The organism is Streptomyces sp. NPDC037083, from assembly GCF_055606485.1.
This window is the reverse complement of record NZ_JBVJSQ010000002.1, coordinates 462,410-478,890: the sequence shown is the minus strand read 5'-3', so window position 1 is coordinate 478,890 and position 16,481 is coordinate 462,410. Positions and strand designations below refer to the sequence as shown.

Annotated in this window: 16 protein-coding genes; 13 read left to right on the top strand and 3 right to left on the bottom strand. The window is 73.7% G+C overall.

Features of this window, described 5'->3' with window-relative positions:
* Positions 1 to 118 precede the first annotated feature (118 nt).
* From hrcA to ACZ7DE_RS06925, 5 genes are all read left to right on the top strand, one after another.
* Positions 119 to 1,135, top strand: coding sequence for a heat-inducible transcriptional repressor HrcA (hrcA, locus tag ACZ7DE_RS06945; protein WP_470758677.1), 1,017 nt, complete (start codon positions 119 to 121; stop codon positions 1,133 to 1,135).
* A complete protein-coding gene (gene dnaJ / locus ACZ7DE_RS06940; RefSeq protein WP_470758676.1) occupies positions 1,136 to 2,272 on the top strand; it encodes a molecular chaperone DnaJ in 1,137 nt (378 codons plus the stop codon).
* Positions 2,273 to 2,390: 118 nt separating this feature from the next.
* Complete coding sequence (locus ACZ7DE_RS06935) at positions 2,391 to 3,548, top strand: nitronate monooxygenase (protein ID WP_470758675.1); 1,158 nt, start codon at positions 2,391 to 2,393, stop codon at positions 3,546 to 3,548.
* The gene (locus ACZ7DE_RS06930) at positions 3,545 to 4,291 is read left to right on the top strand and encodes a 16S rRNA (uracil(1498)-N(3))-methyltransferase (RefSeq protein WP_470758674.1); all 747 of its coding nucleotides are present in this window, start codon (positions 3,545 to 3,547) and stop codon (positions 4,289 to 4,291) included. Before ACZ7DE_RS06935 ends, ACZ7DE_RS06930 begins: the two co-directional genes overlap by 4 nt.
* Before the next feature lie 17 nt (positions 4,292 to 4,308).
* Entirely contained in the window at positions 4,309 to 4,701 is a 393-nt protein-coding gene (locus ACZ7DE_RS06925) for a VOC family protein (RefSeq protein WP_470758673.1), read from the top strand.
* Here the strand turns inward: ACZ7DE_RS06925 and ACZ7DE_RS06920 are convergent.
* The gene (locus tag ACZ7DE_RS06920; protein ID WP_470758672.1) at positions 4,643 to 5,050 is read right to left on the bottom strand and encodes a hypothetical protein; all 408 of its coding nucleotides are present in this window, start codon (positions 5,048 to 5,050) and stop codon (positions 4,643 to 4,645) included. The two genes, ACZ7DE_RS06925 and ACZ7DE_RS06920, sit on opposite strands and share 59 nt — an antisense overlap.
* Before the next feature lie 82 nt (positions 5,051 to 5,132).
* On the opposite strand from ACZ7DE_RS06920, the gene ACZ7DE_RS06915 reads away from it, so the two are divergent.
* The 5 genes from ACZ7DE_RS06915 to ACZ7DE_RS06895 all read left to right on the top strand — a co-directional run bounded on the left by ACZ7DE_RS06915 (position 5,133) and on the right by ACZ7DE_RS06895 (position 11,320).
* On the top strand, positions 5,133 to 5,633 hold the full coding sequence (locus tag ACZ7DE_RS06915; protein ID WP_470758671.1) for a hypothetical protein: 501 nt from the start codon (positions 5,133 to 5,135) through the stop codon (positions 5,631 to 5,633).
* A gap of 45 nt (positions 5,634 to 5,678) precedes the next feature.
* Positions 5,679 to 8,888 (top strand): S41 family peptidase, encoded by a 3,210-nt coding sequence (locus tag ACZ7DE_RS06910; protein ID WP_470758670.1) that lies wholly within the window; start codon positions 5,679 to 5,681, stop codon positions 8,886 to 8,888.
* A 156-nt stretch (positions 8,889 to 9,044) separates the two neighbouring features.
* Positions 9,045 to 9,398 (top strand): HIT domain-containing protein, encoded by a 354-nt coding sequence (locus ACZ7DE_RS06905; RefSeq protein WP_470758669.1) that lies wholly within the window; start codon positions 9,045 to 9,047, stop codon positions 9,396 to 9,398.
* A gap of 6 nt (positions 9,399 to 9,404) precedes the next feature.
* Positions 9,405 to 10,310, top strand: a complete 906-nt coding sequence (locus tag ACZ7DE_RS06900) for a ribonuclease Z (protein ID WP_470758668.1) — start codon at positions 9,405 to 9,407, stop codon at positions 10,308 to 10,310.
* A gap of 20 nt (positions 10,311 to 10,330) precedes the next feature.
* Positions 10,331 to 11,320: an adenosine deaminase gene (locus ACZ7DE_RS06895; protein WP_470758667.1), complete on the top strand. Its 990-nt coding sequence runs from the start codon at positions 10,331 to 10,333 to the stop codon at positions 11,318 to 11,320.
* A 13-nt stretch (positions 11,321 to 11,333) separates the two neighbouring features.
* Here the strand turns inward: ACZ7DE_RS06895 and ACZ7DE_RS06890 are convergent, their stop codons facing one another.
* Complete coding sequence (locus ACZ7DE_RS06890) at positions 11,334 to 12,623, bottom strand: MFS transporter (RefSeq protein WP_470758666.1); 1,290 nt, start codon at positions 12,621 to 12,623, stop codon at positions 11,334 to 11,336.
* 175 nt (positions 12,624 to 12,798) lie between these two features.
* On the bottom strand, positions 12,799 to 13,581 hold the full coding sequence (locus ACZ7DE_RS06885; RefSeq protein ID WP_470758665.1) for an IclR family transcriptional regulator: 783 nt from the start codon (positions 13,579 to 13,581) through the stop codon (positions 12,799 to 12,801).
* A gap of 104 nt (positions 13,582 to 13,685) precedes the next feature.
* Between ACZ7DE_RS06885 and ACZ7DE_RS06880 the strand changes: the two genes are divergently transcribed.
* The 3 genes from ACZ7DE_RS06880 (at position 13,686) to ACZ7DE_RS06870 (ending at position 16,374) form a co-directional block, all read left to right on the top strand.
* Complete coding sequence (locus tag ACZ7DE_RS06880; protein WP_470758664.1) at positions 13,686 to 13,817, top strand: hypothetical protein; 132 nt, start codon at positions 13,686 to 13,688, stop codon at positions 13,815 to 13,817.
* Positions 13,814 to 15,103, top strand: a complete 1,290-nt coding sequence (locus ACZ7DE_RS06875; RefSeq protein WP_470758663.1) for a glucarate dehydratase family protein — start codon at positions 13,814 to 13,816, stop codon at positions 15,101 to 15,103. The genes ACZ7DE_RS06880 and ACZ7DE_RS06875 overlap by 4 nt, the downstream gene beginning before the upstream one ends.
* 116 nt (positions 15,104 to 15,219) lie before the next feature.
* The gene (locus ACZ7DE_RS06870) at positions 15,220 to 16,374 is read left to right on the top strand and encodes a carbohydrate kinase family protein (protein WP_470758662.1); all 1,155 of its coding nucleotides are present in this window, start codon (positions 15,220 to 15,222) and stop codon (positions 16,372 to 16,374) included.
* The last annotated feature ends 107 nt before the right edge of the window (positions 16,375 to 16,481 follow it).

Here is a 16,481-nt window from a genome sequence, read left to right as displayed (position 1 = left end):
TTGCCCTGGGTGTACCCCACAGCCGTACACTGGGCCGGGGAACGCTGGCACTCGGATGTGAAGAGTGCCAGGCGAGGCGACCAGGGGACTGGGGACGAGATGCTGGAGGTGCGCGCGGATGCTGAGTGAACGCAGGCTCCAGGTGCTGCGCGCGATCGTCCAGGACTACGTCGGCACCGAGGAGCCCGTGGGGTCCAAGGCGCTCACCGAGCGGCACAACCTCGGCGTGTCCCCGGCGACGGTCCGCAACGACATGGCCGCCCTGGAGGACGAGGGGTACATCGCCCAGCCGCACACCAGCGCCGGGCGCATCCCCACGGACAAGGGCTACCGGCTGTTCGTCGACAAGCTGGCCGGCGTCAAGCCGATGACCGGTCCGGAGCGGCGGGCCATCCAGAACTTCCTCGACGGCGCCGTCGACCTCGACGACGTCGTGGCCCGCACGGTACGGCTGCTCGCGCAGCTCACCCGGCAGGTCGCCGTCGTGCAGTACCCGTCCCTGACCCGCTCGACCGTGCGGCACGTGGAGCTTCTCTCGCTCGCGCCCGCGCGCCTGATGCTCGTGCTGATCACGGACACCGGGCGGGTCGAGCAGCGGATGGTGGACTGCCCGGCGCCCTTCGGGGAGGCCTCGCTGGCGGATCTGCGCGCCCGGCTCAACAGCCGGGTGGCGGGCCGCCGGTTCTCCGACGTGCCGCGTCTGGTGGAGGATCTGCCGGAAGCCTTCGAGGCGGAGGACCGCGGCACGGTCACGACGGTGCTCTCCACCCTGCTGGAGACGCTCGTCGAGGAGAACGAGGAGCGGCTGATGATCGGCGGCACCGCCAATCTCACCCGCTTCGGACATGACTTTCCCCTCACCATCCGGCCCGTCCTGGAGGCCCTCGAGGAGCAGGTCGTGCTCCTCAAGCTCCTTGGCGAGGCGGGGGATTCGGGCATGACCGTACGCATCGGTCACGAGATCGCCCACGAGGGGCTCAACTCCACTTCCGTGGTGTCGGTCGGTTACGGTTCGGGCGGCGAGGCAGTCGCCAAACTCGGCGTGGTCGGACCGACCCGCATGGATTACCCGGGAACGATGGGAGCGGTACGAGCGGTGGCACGGTACGTCGGACAGATCCTGGCGGAGTCCTGAGTGGCCACGGACTACTACGCCGTCCTCGGCGTGCGCCGCGACGCGTCGCAGGAAGAGATCAAGAAGGCCTTCCGGCGGCTCGCGCGCGAGCTGCACCCGGACGTCAACCCGGATCCGAAGACCCAGGAGCGGTTCAAGGAGATCAACGCCGCTTACGAGGTGCTGTCGGACCCGCAGAAGAAGCAGGTCTACGACCTCGGCGGCGATCCGCTGTCCCAGTCGGGCGGCGGTGGCGCCGGCGGCTTCGGGGCCGGCGGCTTCGGGAACTTCTCGGACATCATGGACGCGTTCTTCGGGACGGCGTCGCAGCGCGGCCCGCGTTCGCGCACCCGGCGCGGCCAGGACGCGATGATCCGGCTGGAGATCGACCTCGAGGAAGCCGCCTTCGGCACGACGAAGGACATCCAGGTCGACACGGCGATCGTCTGCACCACGTGCAGCGGTGAGGGCGCGGCGCCGGGGACCACCGCCCAGACGTGTGACATGTGCCGCGGCCGCGGCGAGGTGTCGCAGGTGACGCGGTCCTTCCTCGGCCAGGTCATGACCTCGCGGCCGTGCCCGCAGTGCCAGGGCTTCGGCACCGTCGTCCCGACGCCGTGCCCGGAGTGCGCCGGTGACGGCCGGGTCCGCTCGCGCCGCACGCTGACGGTGAAGATCCCGGCCGGCGTCGACAACGGCACCCGCATCCAGTTGGCGGGCGAGGGCGAGGTCGGCCCCGGCGGCGGTCCCGCCGGCGATCTGTACGTCGAGATCCACGAGGTGCCGCACGCGCAGTTCCAGCGGCGCGGTGACGACCTGCACTGCACGGTCACCCTCCCGATGACCGCGGCGTCCCTCGGCACGAAGGTGCCGCTGGAGACGCTGGACGGCCTGGAGGAGGTCGACATCCGGCCCGGCACCCAGTCCGGCCAGTCGATCCCGCTGCACGGCCGGGGCGTCACGCACCTGCGGGGCGGCGGCCGCGGCGACCTCATCGTGCACGTCGAGGTCCAGACGCCGACGAAGCTGGACCCCGAGCAGGAGCGGCTGCTGCGCGAGCTGGCGAAGCTGCGGGGCGAGGAGCGGCCCACGGGCCAGTTCCAGCCCGGGCAGCAGGGCCTGTTCTCCCGGCTGAAGGACGCGTTCAACGGGCGGTGAGGCAGGGCGTGGGGGCGGGTTCCCGCCCCCACCGCCCTTTCCGCACGGGCCGTGAGCGGCCTGTGGCGACGGGAAGGGCCGATTCGGACTTGTTCGGAGGACGTGACAACATGCCGTCATGTCCTCCGCGCTGACCGATCTCTTTCCGCACCCGATCGTGCAGGCCCCCATGGCGGGCGGCGTCTCCCTCCCGCAGCTCGCCGCCGCCGTGGCCGAGGCGGGCGGGCTCGGGTTCCTCGCCGCCGGGTACAAGACGGCCGACGGCATGTACCAGGAGATCAAGCAGCTGCGGAGCCTGACCGGCCGCCCCTTCGGCGTGAACCTCTTCCTGCCGCAGCCCGAGCATCCCGGTGCGGGCACCGGCTCCGGCGGGGCGGCCAACACAGCGCTCCCCGCCGCGGGCGCCGTCGAGGTCTACGCACACCAGTTGGCCGGTGAGGCCGCCTGGTACGAGACCGAGCTCGGCGACCCGGACAGCGGTCGCGACGACGGTTACGACGCCAAGCTCGCCGTGCTGCTGGACAACCCGGTCCCGGTCGTGTCGTTCCACTTCGGCGTCCCCAGCCCGGACGCGCTGGACTCCCTGCGGCGCGCGGGAACGTTCACCCTGGTCACGGCGACCACCGCCGAGGAGGCCGTCGCGGTGGAGCGGGCCGGTGCCGACGCGGTGATCGTGCAGGGCGTGGAGGCCGGCGGACACCAGGGCACCCACCGGGACAACCCGGAGACCGACGGGTGCGGCATCGGACTGCTCTCCCTGGTCGCCCAGGTCCGCGAGTCGGTGCGGCTGCCCATCGTGGCCGCCGGCGGTCTCATGCGCGGCAGCCAGATCGCCGCGGTCCTCGCGGCGGGCGCGAGCGCGGCCCAGCTGGGCACCGCGTTCCTCGCCACTCCCGAGTCGGGCGCGCACGCCGTGCACAAGCAGGCGCTGACCAACCCCCTTTTCGTCCGCACCGAGCTGACCCGCGCCTTCTCCGGCCGTCCGGCCCGTGGCCTGGTCAACCGCTTCCTGCGCGAGCACGGCCCGTACGCGCCCGCCGCCTACCCGGAGGTCCACCACCTCACGTCGCCGCTGCGCAAGGCGGCCGCCAAGGCGGGCGACGCGCAGGGCATGGCGCTGTGGGCCGGGCAGGGGCACCGGATGGCCCGCGAGCTGCCCGCCGGGCAGCTGGTGGAGGTCCTGCTGTCCGAACTGGCCCAGGCCCGGACAGCGTTGTCGCAGTTCCCCGCGGACTTCCCGGCGGACCACCGCGGGGACCAGGGCGGCGCCCGGTGACCGCGCCCGTCTTCGTCGTCGCCGAACTGCCCGCCGGCCGCTCCGAGTTCGTGCTGGACGGCCCCGAGGGCCGGCACGCCGTGTCCGTCAAGCGGCTGCGGGCCGGCGAGGCGGTCGTCCTCACCGACGGCGCCGGGCGCTGGGCCCCGGGGGAAGTCGTCGCCGCCGAGGGCAAGGACCGGCTGGTGGTGCGCCTGGAAGAGGTGACCGAGGAACCCGCCGAATCGCCGCGGATCACCGTGGTCCAGGCGCTGCCCAAGGGCGACCGGGGTGAGCTGGCCGTCGAGACGATGACCGAGACCGGCGTCGACGCGATCGTGCCCTGGGCGGCCTCGCGCTGCATCACGCAGTGGAAGGGCGAACGCGGGCTGAAGGCGCTCGCCAAGTGGCGGGCCACCGCCCGCGAGGCCGGCAAGCAGTCGCGCCGGGTCCGCTTCCCCGAGGTCGCCGAGGCCTCGACCACCAAGCAGGTGGCGGCGCTTCTCGCCCGGGCCGACTTCGCGGCCGTCCTGCACGAGGACCGCGACTACCCCGGCGAGCCCCTGGCGACCGCCGAACTCCCGGCCTCCGGTGAGATCGTGCTGGTCGTGGGCCCCGAAGGCGGCGTCTCGCCCGAGGAGTTGGCGCTGTTCGAGGAGGCGGGTGCGAAGACCTGCCGCCTCGGTCGTAGTGTGCTGCGCACGTCGACCGCCGGCACGGCCGCGACCGCGCTGCTGCTCGGCCGCACCGGTCGCTGGTCCTGAACCTCCGGGGGGACACCGTGGAACTCGCCCAGGTGCGGCTGCTCGTCACCGACTTCGCCGCCTGCTACCGCTTCTACGCCGACGTCCTCGGCCTCGAGCCGCAGTCCGGCGCGACGAACGGGCCGTACGAGAAGTTCAGCCCCGCCGCCGGCTCGGCGGGCATCGCCCTGCAGGACCGGGCGATGATGGCCGCGGTCCTCGGCGAACTGGACGACCCGCCGACCGGGCACCGCTCCCTGGTGGCGCTGCGCGTCGACGACCTGGACGCGTACTGCACGCGGATCGTCTCCCGGGGCGCGGTGCTCCTGCGGGGCCCGGCGCCGATGGGCGACCGGATGCGCGTCGCCCACCTCAAAGACCCGGAGGGGAATCTGGTGGAGCTCCAGCAGTGGCTGGCGCCGCGCGGCTGAGCGCCACCGCGGCCGCGACGGCCGGGAACAGTTCCCAGCCGTCCAACTCACCGTCCATGGGCAGCAGTTCCCGCTTGACGGCCTCGTCGACGAAGGCGCGCACCACGCCGGGCTCGTGGAGGTTGAGGTGATGGTGGCGGTCGCCCACCCCGCCGCTGTGCCCGTACCCGCCGCCACCCGAGTAGCGCCCTTCACCGTCCCGGAAGACGATGCGGGTGCGCTTGCCGTCCCGGCTGAGGGTGAGGATCTCCCGGCACGGCTGCCCGTCCCCGTGCCGGTGGCGGACCGTCCACACATAGGCGGTCGTCCCGTCCACGACGAGGGTTCTCCGGCGTCGCTCATCGCTCATGCGTCCACGGTAGGACCCCCCGCGCCGAACGTGACCGCATACGGGCTACCGCACCGCGTGCCCGAGTGGCACGCTGCCCTCCATGGGGGCATTGAGGCGTATTTGGCTTCTTCCGGTGGCGGCCGTGGCCTCGGTCGGCATCGTGGCGTGCGAGCCGGGCGGGCTGAGCAGCATGTCGGTGGCGTACACCACCGACCAGGCGGCGACGGCGGAGATCCAGCGCCGGGACGTGGACGTGCGCTGGCTGACCTGCACGGCCCGGTACGAGGACCAGGACGGGGCGGCGGCCCTCGTCGCCGTCGACTGCCAGGGCGAGACCGGCGACGGACGGGACGTCACCGTCACCGGAAAGGTCACTCGCGCGGTCGACGGCGCGTGCGTGCGCGGGGACCTGACCGCCGTCGTGGGCAGGAAGCAGCTGTTCCGGGTGAGCGGGCTCGGCGACTGCAAGTCCGCGACGCCGTCTCCGGTCGCCCCTTCGCCGGGCCGGCCGTCCGGCACCGCGCAGCCCGGCGGCCGGCCGACGGTCACCGTGACGGTGACCGTCACCGAGACCGTGCGCGAGGGCGGCGCGGGGAAGTGATCGAAACCCCTGACCAGCCCTCCCACCCTTGCATACAGTGATCCGGTGACACAGTCCGCGACGCCTGCCGCGTATCTCAGATTCCCTCACCTGCACGGCGAGTTGGTGGCCTTCGCCGCCGAGGACGACGTGTGGCTCGCGCCCCTCGACGGCGGCCGCGCCTGGCGGGTCAGCGCCGACAACATGCCGGTCTCCGTGCCGCGCATCTCCCCCGACGGCTCCACCGTCGCCTGGACCTCCACCCGCGACGGCGCCCCCGAGGTGCACATCGCCCCCGTCGACGGAGGTCCGTCGACTCGGCTGACGTACTGGGGGAGTTGGCAGACCCGGGTGCGCGGCTGGACCCCGGAAGGCGAGGTCCTCGCCGTCAGCAGCCACGACCAGGCGACCCTGCGCCGTACCTGGGCCCGCGCCGTCCCCGTCGACGGCGGACCGGCGACGACCCTGCCGTACGGGCCGGTCGGCACGGTCGCCCACGGCCCGCACACCGTGCTGCTGTCCGCGCCGATGGGCCGCGAGGCCGCCCACTGGAAGCGCTACCGGGGCGGCACGGCGGGGAAGCTGTGGATCGACCGGGAGGGCCAGGGGGAGTTCGTCCGGCTGCACGAGGACCTGGACGGCAACATCGAGTACCCGGTGTGGGCGGGGGACCGGATCGCGTTCCTCTCCGACCACGAGGGCGTCGGCGCGCTGTACTCCTCCCTCGCCGACGGATCCGACCTGCGCCGGCACACCCCGTCCGGCGAAGGCTTCTACGCCCGCCAGGCCGCCGGTGACGGCACCCGGATCGTGTACATGTCGGCGGGCGAGCTGTGGCTGCTCGACGACCTCGACGGCGCCGAACCACGCCGCCTCGACGTCCGTCTCGGCGGCCAGCGGGCCGACCGCCGCCCCCACCCGGTCACCGCCTCCCGGTGGCTGGGCGGGGCGGCGCCCGACCACACCGCGCGCGGCAGCGTCGTGGAGGTGCGCGGGGCCGTCCACTGGATCACCCACCGGGCCGGGCCCGCCCGTGCGCTCGCCGCCGAAGCCGGCGTCCGCGCCCGGCTGCCGCGCACCTTCCGCACCGAGGGCGAGGAGTGGGCGGTGTGGGTGACGGACGCGGAGGGGGAGGACGCGCTGGAGTTCGCCCCCGCCACCGGTCAGGCCCCCGGCTCCACCCCGCGCCGGCTCGCCGCCGGACGCCTCGGGCGCGTCCTGGAGCTCGCCATGGCGCCCGACGGCAGCCGGGCCGCCGTCGCCGCGCACGACGGGCGGCTGCTGCTCGTCGAGCGGGAGACCGGCGAGGTCCGCGAGGTCGACAGCAGCCCCGACGGCGAGGTGTCCGACCTCGTCTTCTCGCCGGACTCGGCCTGGCTGGCCTGGTCGCACCCCGGCCCGCGCCCGCTGGCCCAGCTCAAGCTCGCCAACGTCACCGACCTGTCGGTCACCGAGGCCACGCCGCTGCGCTTCCGGGACTACGCGCCCGCCTTCACCCTCGACGGCAAGCACCTCGCGTTCCTCTCCACCCGTGCCTTCGACCCGGTCTACGACCAGCACGTCTTCGACCTCTCCTTCGTGGCCGGCGCCCGCCCGCACCTCATCACCCTCGCGGCGACGACCCCGTCCCCCTTCGGCCCGCAGCGGCACGGCAGGCCCTTCGAGGCCCCCGACAAGGAGGAGACCCCCGACAGCGAGGGCACCCCGACCACCCGGATCGACCTCGAGGGCCTCGCCGACCGGATAGTGCCGTTCCCGGTCGAGGCCGGCCGCTACTCCGGGCTGGCCGCCGCGAAGGACGGGGTGCTCTGGCTGCGGCACCCCGTGCGCGGCGTCCTCGGCGCCTCCCGCGCCACCCCGGACGACCCCGACCCGCACACCGAGCTGGAGCGCTACGACCTCGCCCAGCAGCGCATCGAGCACCTGGCCGCCGACGCCGACGGCTTCGAGGTCAGCGGCGACGGCAAGAGGCTGCTGCTGTGGACGGACGGCAAGCTCAAGGTCGTCCCCAGCGACCGGCGCGCCTCCGGCGACGAGGACGGCGACGGCAACATCACCGTCGACCTCGGCCGGATCCGCCAGGTCGTCGACCCGTCCGCCGAGTGGCGGCAGATGTACGACGAGACCGGCCGGATCATGCGGGACAACTTCTGGCGGCCGGATCTCGGCGGCGTCGACTGGGACGGCGTCCTCGACCGCTACCGGCCCGTGCTGGAGCGCGTCGCGACCCACGACGACCTCGTGGACCTGCTGTGGGAGGTGCACGGCGAGCTCGGCACCTCGCACGCCTACGTGATGCCGCGCGGCGGCCACGGCGGCGGCGCCCGGCAGGGGCTGCTCGGGGCGGACATCTCCCGTCACGAGGACGGCAGTTGGCGCATCGACCGGGTGCTGCCCTCGGAGACCTCCGACCCCGACGCCCGTTCCCCGCTCGCCGCACCCGGCGTGGCGGTGCGGGCCGGCGACGCGATCCTCGCCGTCGGCGGACAGCCGGTCGACCCGGTCACCGGGCCGGGGCCGCTCCTGGTCGGCACGGCGGGCAAGGTCGTGGAGCTCACGGTCTCGCCGTCCGGCGGGGGCGAGCCGAGGCATGCCGTCGTCGTGCCCGTCGCCGACGAGGAGGCGCTGCGCTACCACGCGTGGGTCAACGACCGGCGGGCGTACGTGCACGAGGCCTCGGGCGGGCGGCTGGGGTATCTGCACGTGCCCGACATGCAGGCGCCGGGATGGGCCCAGATCCACCGCGACCTGCGGGTCGAGGTCGCGCGGGAGGGGCTGATCGTGGACGTCCGGGAGAACCGGGGCGGGCACACCTCCCAACTGGTGGTCGAGAAGCTGGCCCGGCGGATCGTCGGCTGGGACCTGCCGCGCGGTGTGCGGGCGTCCAGCTACCCGGAGGACGCGCCCCGGGGGCCCGTCGTCGCCGTCGCCAACGAGTTCTCCGGGTCCGACGGGGACATCGTCAACGCGGCGATCAAGGCGCTCGGGATCGGGCCGGTGGTGGGCACGCGCACCTGGGGCGGGACGATCGGGATCGACAGCCGGTACCGGCTGGTCGACGGGACGCTCATCACGCAGCCCAAGTACGCGATCTGGCTGGAGGGTTACGGGTGGGGCGTGGAGAACCACGGCGTCGATCCGGACGTCGAGGTCGTCTGCGCTCCGCACGACTACGCGGCCGGGCGGGACGTCCAGCTGGACGAGGCGGTGTCACTGGCGCTGGCCTCCCTGGAGTCCACCCCGGCGAAGACGCCCCCGCTGCTGCCGGGTTCGTAGCCCGCCCGGCGCCGGTGCGACCGTCCCCGGGGGCCGCCGCCCCCGGGGGACGCGCGCTCGGCCGGAACGGCCTCGTCGTCAGGAGCCGGACGGGCTTGAGCGGCGCACCCCGCTACCATGCCCCCGTACTGATCAACTGTCGGAGGAGGAACCCGCATGGCAGGCGAACCGCAGGACGACTGTCTGTTCTGCAAGATCGTTTCGGGCACGATCCCCGCGACGATCGTGCGGGAGACCGAGACGACCATCGCCTTCCGGGACATCAACCCCCAGGCGCCCACCCACGTCCTGGTGATCCCGAAGGCGCACTACAAGGACGCCGCCGCCCTCGCGGCCGGCGCGCCGCAGCTCGCCGCCGACGTCCTGCGCGAGACGCAGGCGGTCGCGGACGAGGACAAGCTGGAGAGCTACCGCATCGTCTTCAACACCGGAACCGGCGCCGGCCAGACCGTCTGGCACGCCCACGCGCACGTCGTCGGCGGCCGCGGGCTGCACTGGCCCCCCGGGTAGGCCGCCGTGTCCGTACGCGAACTGGTGGTCCTCGGCACCGCCAGCCAGGTTCCCACCCGGCACCGCAACCACAACGGGTACCTCCTGCGCTGGGACGGCGAGGGCATCCTCTTCGACCCGGGCGAGGGCACCCAGCGCCAGATGCTGCGCGCCGGGGTCGCCGCGCACGACCTCGACCGGATCTGCGTCACCCACTTCCACGGCGACCACTCCCTCGGCCTCGCCGGGGTGATCCAGCGCATCAACCTGGACCAGGTCCCGCACCCGGTCACCGCGCACTACCCGCGCTCCGGTCAGCGCTTCTTCGACCGGCTGCGCCACGCCACCGCCTACCGCGAGACCGTCGGCATCACCGAGGCCCCGGTCGACGCGGACGGAGTCCTCGCCACCGCCGCCTCCTACCGCATCGAGGCCGCCCGGCTCTCGCACCCCGTCGAGTCCTACGGCTACCGGATCGTCGAGCCCGACGGCCGCCGCATGCTGCCCGAGCGGCTCGCCGCGCACGGCGTCAGCGGGCCGGACGTCGGCCGGATCCAACGGGAGGGGTCCGTGGGCGGCGTCACCCTCGACGACGTCAGCGAGGTCCGCCGCGGCCAGCGGTTCGCGTTCGTCATGGACACCCGGCTGTGCGACGGGGTGCACGCGCTCGCCGACGGCGCCGACATGCTCGTCATCGAGTCGACCTTCCTCGACGAGGACGAACGACTCGCCGTCGACCACGGGCATCTGACCGCCGGTCAGGCGGCGCGCGTCGCGCGCGACGCCGGGGTGCGGCATCTCGTCCTGACCCACTTCAGCCAGCGCTACTCGGACGCGGAGGAATTCGAACGGCAGGCGCGGGCGGCCGGGTTCGAGGGCGAGCTGACCGTGGCGCACGACCTTCTGCGAGTGCCGGTTCCGAAACGCCGGTGAAGCGGCCGTACGATGCTTTGATGCCCCTCCCCAAAGCTGAACTGCACCTGCACATCGAAGGCACCCTGGAGCCTGAGCTGGCTTTCGAGCTGGCCGCCCGCAACAGGGTCGAGCTGCCGTACGCCGACACGGACGAACTCCGCGAGGCCTACCGGTTCGAGGACCTGCAGTCCTTCCTGAACCTGTACTACGAGCTGATGGCGGTCCTGCGCACCGAGCGGGACTTCGAGGATCTCGCGAACGCCTACCTGGCCCGGGCGGCCGCCCAGGGCGTGCGGCACGCGGAGATCTTCTTCGACCCGCAGGCCCACCTCGCCCGGGGCGTGAGCATGGGCACGGTCGTGGACGGGCTGTGGCGGGCGCTGGGCAGCAGCGAGGCCGTCCACGGCGTCTCCACCCGGCTGATCCTGTGCTTCCTGCGCGACGAGTCCGCCGAGTCCGCCCTCGAGACGCTCGACGCCGCGAAGCCCTACCTCGACCGGATCATCGGCATCGGGCTGGACTCCGCCGAGGTCGGGCATCCGCCGGCGAAGTTCCGCGAGGTGTACGAGGCCGCTGCCGCGCTGGGACTGCGGCGCGTGGCGCACGCCGGCGAGGAGGGGCCGCCGGAGTACATCACCGAGGCCCTCGACGTCCTCGGCGTCGAGCGCGTCGACCACGGCCTGCGGTGCATGGAGGACCCGGCCCTCGTCGAACGGCTGGTGCGCGAGCGGATCCCGCTGACGCTGTGCCCGCTGTCCAACGTCCGCCTGCGCACCGTCGACGTCCTCGCCGACCACCCGCTGCCCGCCATGCTCGACGCCGGGCTGGTGTGCACGGTCAACTCCGACGACCCCGCCTACTTCGGCGGCTACGCCGGCGACAACTTCGACGCCGTGCGCACGAGCCTCGGTCTGGGCGAGGAGCGGCTGCGCGAGCTGGCCCGCAACTCCTTCGTCGCCTCCTTCCTGGAGGACGACGAGGAGCGGCGGGCGCGGTGTCTCGCCGAGGTGGACGCCTACACCTTCTGACGCGCGGTCCCGGTCAGTCCCCGGACCCCGGCGCGGCGCCCGCCGGCCGGGGTCCGGCCGTGTCGTACGCGCCCCTGACGGGCACGGCCGAGGTCTCCACCGGGATCTCGACCACCTCGACCGCCTGCGGCTGCGCGCCGCCGCCCCGCCGTCGGACCCCGCCCGCGAGCAGCGGGCGTCCGCCCGTGTGCAGGGCGACGGCCGTCATCGGCACGGCGACGACGAGCAGCCCCGCCCCCAGCACCAGCCCCATCACCGGGAAGCCGGCCTGCGCCGACAGCACGCTCCCGGTCAGCGGTCCCGCCGCCGTCCCCAGCGAGGACGCCGACCCGACGAGCACCGCCCAGCGGCCGCGCCGGTCCAGCGAGGCGGCCAGCCCGAGCAGATACGACAGCACGATCGGGTACAGCACGTTCCAGGCGATCTCACCGGCCGCGAAGCTCACCGGCCCGGTCGCCGACGCGCTGGCGACGACACACCCCGCGATCAGCACGGTGCCCACGCCGATGGGCGCGGCCCGCCCCAGCCGCGTCCCGAGCGCGCCCGCGCCCAGCACGCCCATGAGTCCGGCCCCCAGCGCCACCGCGAAGACGACGCCGACGGCGGCCTCGGAGAGGTGGGCCTGGGTCAGGCCGATGCGTCCGCTGACGCCCCAGAGGGAGTTCTGGACCAGCGCCCAGCACGGCATGGCGGCGGCCAGGACCAGGCCGGGGCGCAGGTGGGGAAGGCGGGCGCGGACCTGTGCACGCGCGCGGGCCGGCTCCGAGCGGCTGGGCAGCCGGCCGGTCAGCGGCCACACCGCCAGCGCGGTGAGCGCGATCGCGGCCAGCGGCTGTCCGTGCCCCGCGCCCAGGTGCGGGACCGTCAGATAGACGGCGCCCGCGAGCGCGGAGACCGTGAGCAGCCCCAGCGTGGAGGTGCGGTGCGGGTCGGGCTGGGCGGCGATCCGGGTGGCGGCGACGGTGGTGACCGTGCCGGAGCCGAACCCGCCGAGGACCGCGCCCGCGACGACGGCCGGCACGTCACCGGCGAGGGCGGCGCCGCCGTATCCGAGGACGGCGAGGGTCAGTCCGAGCCGGGCGAGCGTCCGCGCCCCGATCCGCTCCACGCGGGAGGCGAGCAGGAATCCGGCGCAGGCCGAGCCGAGCAGCAGCGCGCTGCCGACGGCTCCGGCCTCGGTGGCGGACAGCGGGAGCCCGGCGTCCAGCCGGCCGACGACGGTCGGCAGCAAGTAGGGGGCGAGGTACCCGGCCGCGAAAAGGGCGACGACGGGCCAGGGCACGGTGGTGCGAGGGGCGAACACGGGCGTTCCAGGGCATGCGAAAGGGGCGGCTCGAAAAGGGGGTTGGGCGCCGACCGTCGACCGACAGGAACGCGCGGCCAATTTGTATCAAGCACGTGGTTCCTGCACGTAGCCCGGGATGGGTGATCTGAATCACCTTACGTTTGGGGCGGGGAACGCCGGGTAGACGGCCGCGCTACCGCCAGTCGACGGCACCGCCGGTACCGGGCGCCGTCGCCTCGATCCCGGCCCTGATCTCCCGCATCACCGCGACGATCCGCTCCTCGTGCGCCGGCGTCAGCCGGGCCACCGGCACCGAGCAGCTGATCGCGTCCTGTGCGGGGGTGTCGTAACGCAGGGCGAAGCCGAAGCCCACCAGGCCGAGGACGCCCTCCTCGCGGTCCACCGAGTAGCCGCGCGCCCGCACCCCGGCGAGGTCGGCCAGCAGCGCCTGTCGGGTGGTGAGGGAGTTCGGGGTCAGCGCCTCGTAGGGGCCCTCGGGCAGGTCTTCGTCCGGTCGTTCCGCGAGCAGCGCCTTGCCGAGCGCGCCGACGTGGGCGGGCAGCCGGCGTCCGACCCGGCTGAGGGTGCGCAGGTATGCGTGCGATTCGCGTGTCGCCAGATAGGCCACGCCCCGGCCGTCCAGCCGCCCCAGGTGGATGGTCTCGCCCAGCGCCTCGGACGCCTCGTCGAGGTAGGGCCGCACCATGCGTACGCGCGGGTCGGAGTCGAGGTAGCCGGTGCCGGTCAGCAGGGCGTGGATGCCGATGCCGTAGAGGGAGCCGGTGACGTCGGTGCGCACCCAGCCGCGGCCGATCAGGGTCTGCAGCAGCGCGTACATCGAGCTGCGTGGCACGCCCAGCTCGTCCGCCAGTTCCTGCAGTCGCGCCGGCCGGTCCCCGCGCGCCGCGAGCAGTTCGAGCAGCTCGACCGTGCGCGCCGCCGACTTCACCTCGCGGACGCCCCCTGTCTCCGACATGAGCAGATCGTAAGGGCCGGTTTCGCTCCATTGACGGCCGACGTTCGTGTATCTAACCTCCATCTTCATACATGGATGGCATCCACATGAGGAGATGAGCGGGAGTGAGCCACGAACCGGATCGCCACCGCCCCGCCGACCTCGCCGATCTGGCCGACCTGGCCGACCTGGCCGACCTGGCCGACCTCCGAACCCTCCGGACCGCCGGCCTCGACCTCGTAGGAGCCGCCCTGTGAACCTCACGATCACGGACGTCCGCCTGACCCCGATCCTGGTCGCCGACCCGCCCCTGCTCAACACCCAGGGCGTCCACCAGCCGTACACCCCCCGGCTGATCGTGGAGATCGAGACGGCCGACGGGGTCACCGGCGTCGGCGAGACGTACGGCGACACCAAGTACCTCGAATTGGCCCGCCCGTTCGCCGAGAAGCTCCCCGGCCGCCCGGTCGGCGACCTGAACGGCCTGTCCGCGATCGCCGACGAGGTGGCCGTCGACAGCTCCCGGGTCTCCGGTCAGGTGGACGTCGGCGGGCTGCGCGGCGTCCAGACCGCCGACAAGCTGCGCCTGTCCGTCGTCTCAGCCTTCGAGGTCGCCTGCCTCGACGCCCTCGGCAAGGCGCTCGGCCTGCCCGTGCACGCACTGCTCGGCGGCAAGGTGCGCGACGCGGTCGACTACAGCGCCTACCTCTTCTACAGGTGGGCCGAGCACCCCGAGGGCGTGCCGGCCGAGAAGGACGACTGGGGCGCCGCCGTGGACCCGGCGGGAGTCGTCGCGCAGGCCCGGCGCTTCAAGGAGCGCTACGGGTTCACCTCCTTCAAGCTCAAGGGCGGTGTCTTCCCGCCGGACGAGGAGATCGCCGCCGTCCGCGCCCTGGCCGAGGCCTTCCCCGGCCACCCCCTCCGCCTCGACCCCAACGGCGCATGGTCCGTGACGACCTCACTGAAGGTGGCCGAGGAGATCGGCGGCCTCCTCGAGTACCTGGAGGACCCCGCCCTGGGCACCCCGGCCATGGCCGAGGTCGCCGCGGGGACCGACGTGCCGCTCGCCACCAACATGTGCGTGACGACGTTCGCCGAGATCAAGGAGGCGTTCACCCGTGACGCCGTCCAGGTCGTCCTCTCCGACCACCACTACTGGGGCGGACTGCGCAACACCCAGCAACTGGCCGCGATCTGCCGCACCTTCGGCGTCGGCGTCTCCATGCACTCCAACACCCACCTCGGGATCTCCCTGGCCGCGATGACCCACGTCGCGTCGACCGTCCCGAACCTCCACCACGCCTGCGACTCCCACTACCCCTGGCAGACCGAGGACGTCCTCACCGAGCGGCCGGTCTTCGACGCCGGCAAGGTCGCCGTCTCCGACACGCCCGGCCTCGGCGTCGCCCTCGACCACGACCGGCTGCGCCTCCTGCACCAGCGGTGGCTGGACGACGACGGTTCGCTGCGCGAGCGCGACGACGCGGCCGCCATGCGCGTCGCCGAACCGGAGTGGGTCACGCCGTCCGTCCCCCGCTGGTAGGCCGGTCCCGCGGACCGGGCCCCGGGAAGAGCGCGGCGCACCCGGCGTGACGGGCCGCGTGTCGCCGGTGACGTGGTGCACACTGGCCAGATCGGCACCACGTCAGGGAGCGCACCGTGACCGCGTCCAACGCGTCCACCGGAGAGGGACACCACCGCCGCACCGGCCGGGGAGCCCGGGTCGACCCCCTGGCCGCCCTGCGCGCCCCCGACGATCCGCCGTGGGACGTCTACCTCACCGGGGACGTGTTCCTCGACATCATCTTCACCGGGCTCGACTCCGCCCCGGTGCGCGGGACCGAGTCCTGGGCGCGCGGCATGGGGTCGAGCCCCGGCGGCGTCGCCAACATGGCCACCGCGCTCGCCCGCCTCGGCCTGCGCACCTCCCTCGCCGCGGCCTTCGGCGACGACCACTACGGCGAGTACTGCTGGGACGCCCTCGAACACGGCGAGGGCATCGACCTCAGCACCTCGCGCACGGTCCCCGGCTGGCACTCCTCGGTCACCGTCTCCATGGCGTACGAGGGGGAGCGCACGATGGTCTCGCACGGCCACGAACCGCCGCCCGAGGAGCCGACGCCCGAGTACCCGCCGCACGCCCGCGCCGCCGTCGCCTCCCTCACCCCCGGCAAGCGGGCCCCCTGGATCGCCCAGGCCGCGAGCCGGGGCACCCGCGTCTTCGCCGACGTCGGCTGGGACGACACCGGCGCCTGGGACCTGGCCGGCCTCGCCGACCTCGAACACTGCGAGGCGTTCCTGCCGAACGCCGAGGAGGCCATGCGCTACACCGGCGCAGGCTGCCCGCGCGCCGCCGCCCACGCCCTCACCGAGCACGTGCCGCTCGCGGTCGTGACGCTCGGGGCGGACGGCGCCTACGCGGTGGACCGACGCACCGGCGAGTCCGCCGAGGTCCCGGCCATCGCGGTCGAGGCCCTCGACCCCACCGGCGCCGGTGACGTCTTCGTGGCCGGCTTCGTCACCGGCACCCTCGCGGGCTGGCCGCTGGCCGACCGGCTGGCCTTCGCCGGCCTCACCGCGGCCCTCTCCGTCCAGGAGTTCGGCGGCTCGCTCTCCGCCCCCGGCTGGCTGGAGATCGCGGCCTGGTGGCGCAAGGTCCAGTCGGTGGACGGCCAGGACCCCGAGGCGCTGCACCGGTACGCGTTCCTGGAGAGCCTGCTGCCGACGCTGCTCCCGGCGGCGGCCGAGGAGGACGCCGCCCCCTGGCCGCTGCGCAGGGCGGTGCCGACGATCGGTTTCGGCCGCTCCGCGTGACCGCCGCTCCGGGGGAAAAGCCCTACGGCGTTGTCAGTCCCCTGGCGTACCCTTGAACTCGCCAGGCCGCCCTCGTGGCAGGCGAGACGCATCCGGGAGGACGTAGA

Coding starts and splice junctions, on each gene's coding strand:
- hrcA (WP_470758677.1), top strand. CDS start 119: ATGCTGAGTGAACGCAGGCTCCAGGTGCTGCGCGCGATCGTCCAGGAC.
- ACZ7DE_RS06935 (WP_470758675.1), top strand. CDS start 2,391: ATGTCCTCCGCGCTGACCGATCTCTTTCCGCACCCGATCGTGCAGGCC.
- ACZ7DE_RS06920 (WP_470758672.1), bottom strand. CDS start 5,050: ATGAGCGATGAGCGACGCCGGAGAACCCTCGTCGTGGACGGGACGACC.
- ACZ7DE_RS06915 (WP_470758671.1), top strand. CDS start 5,133: ATGGGGGCATTGAGGCGTATTTGGCTTCTTCCGGTGGCGGCCGTGGCC.
- ACZ7DE_RS06905 (WP_470758669.1), top strand. CDS start 9,045: ATGGCAGGCGAACCGCAGGACGACTGTCTGTTCTGCAAGATCGTTTCG.
- ACZ7DE_RS06895 (WP_470758667.1), top strand. CDS start 10,331: ATGCCCCTCCCCAAAGCTGAACTGCACCTGCACATCGAAGGCACCCTG.
- ACZ7DE_RS06885 (WP_470758665.1), bottom strand. CDS start 13,581: ATGTCGGAGACAGGGGGCGTCCGCGAGGTGAAGTCGGCGGCGCGCACG.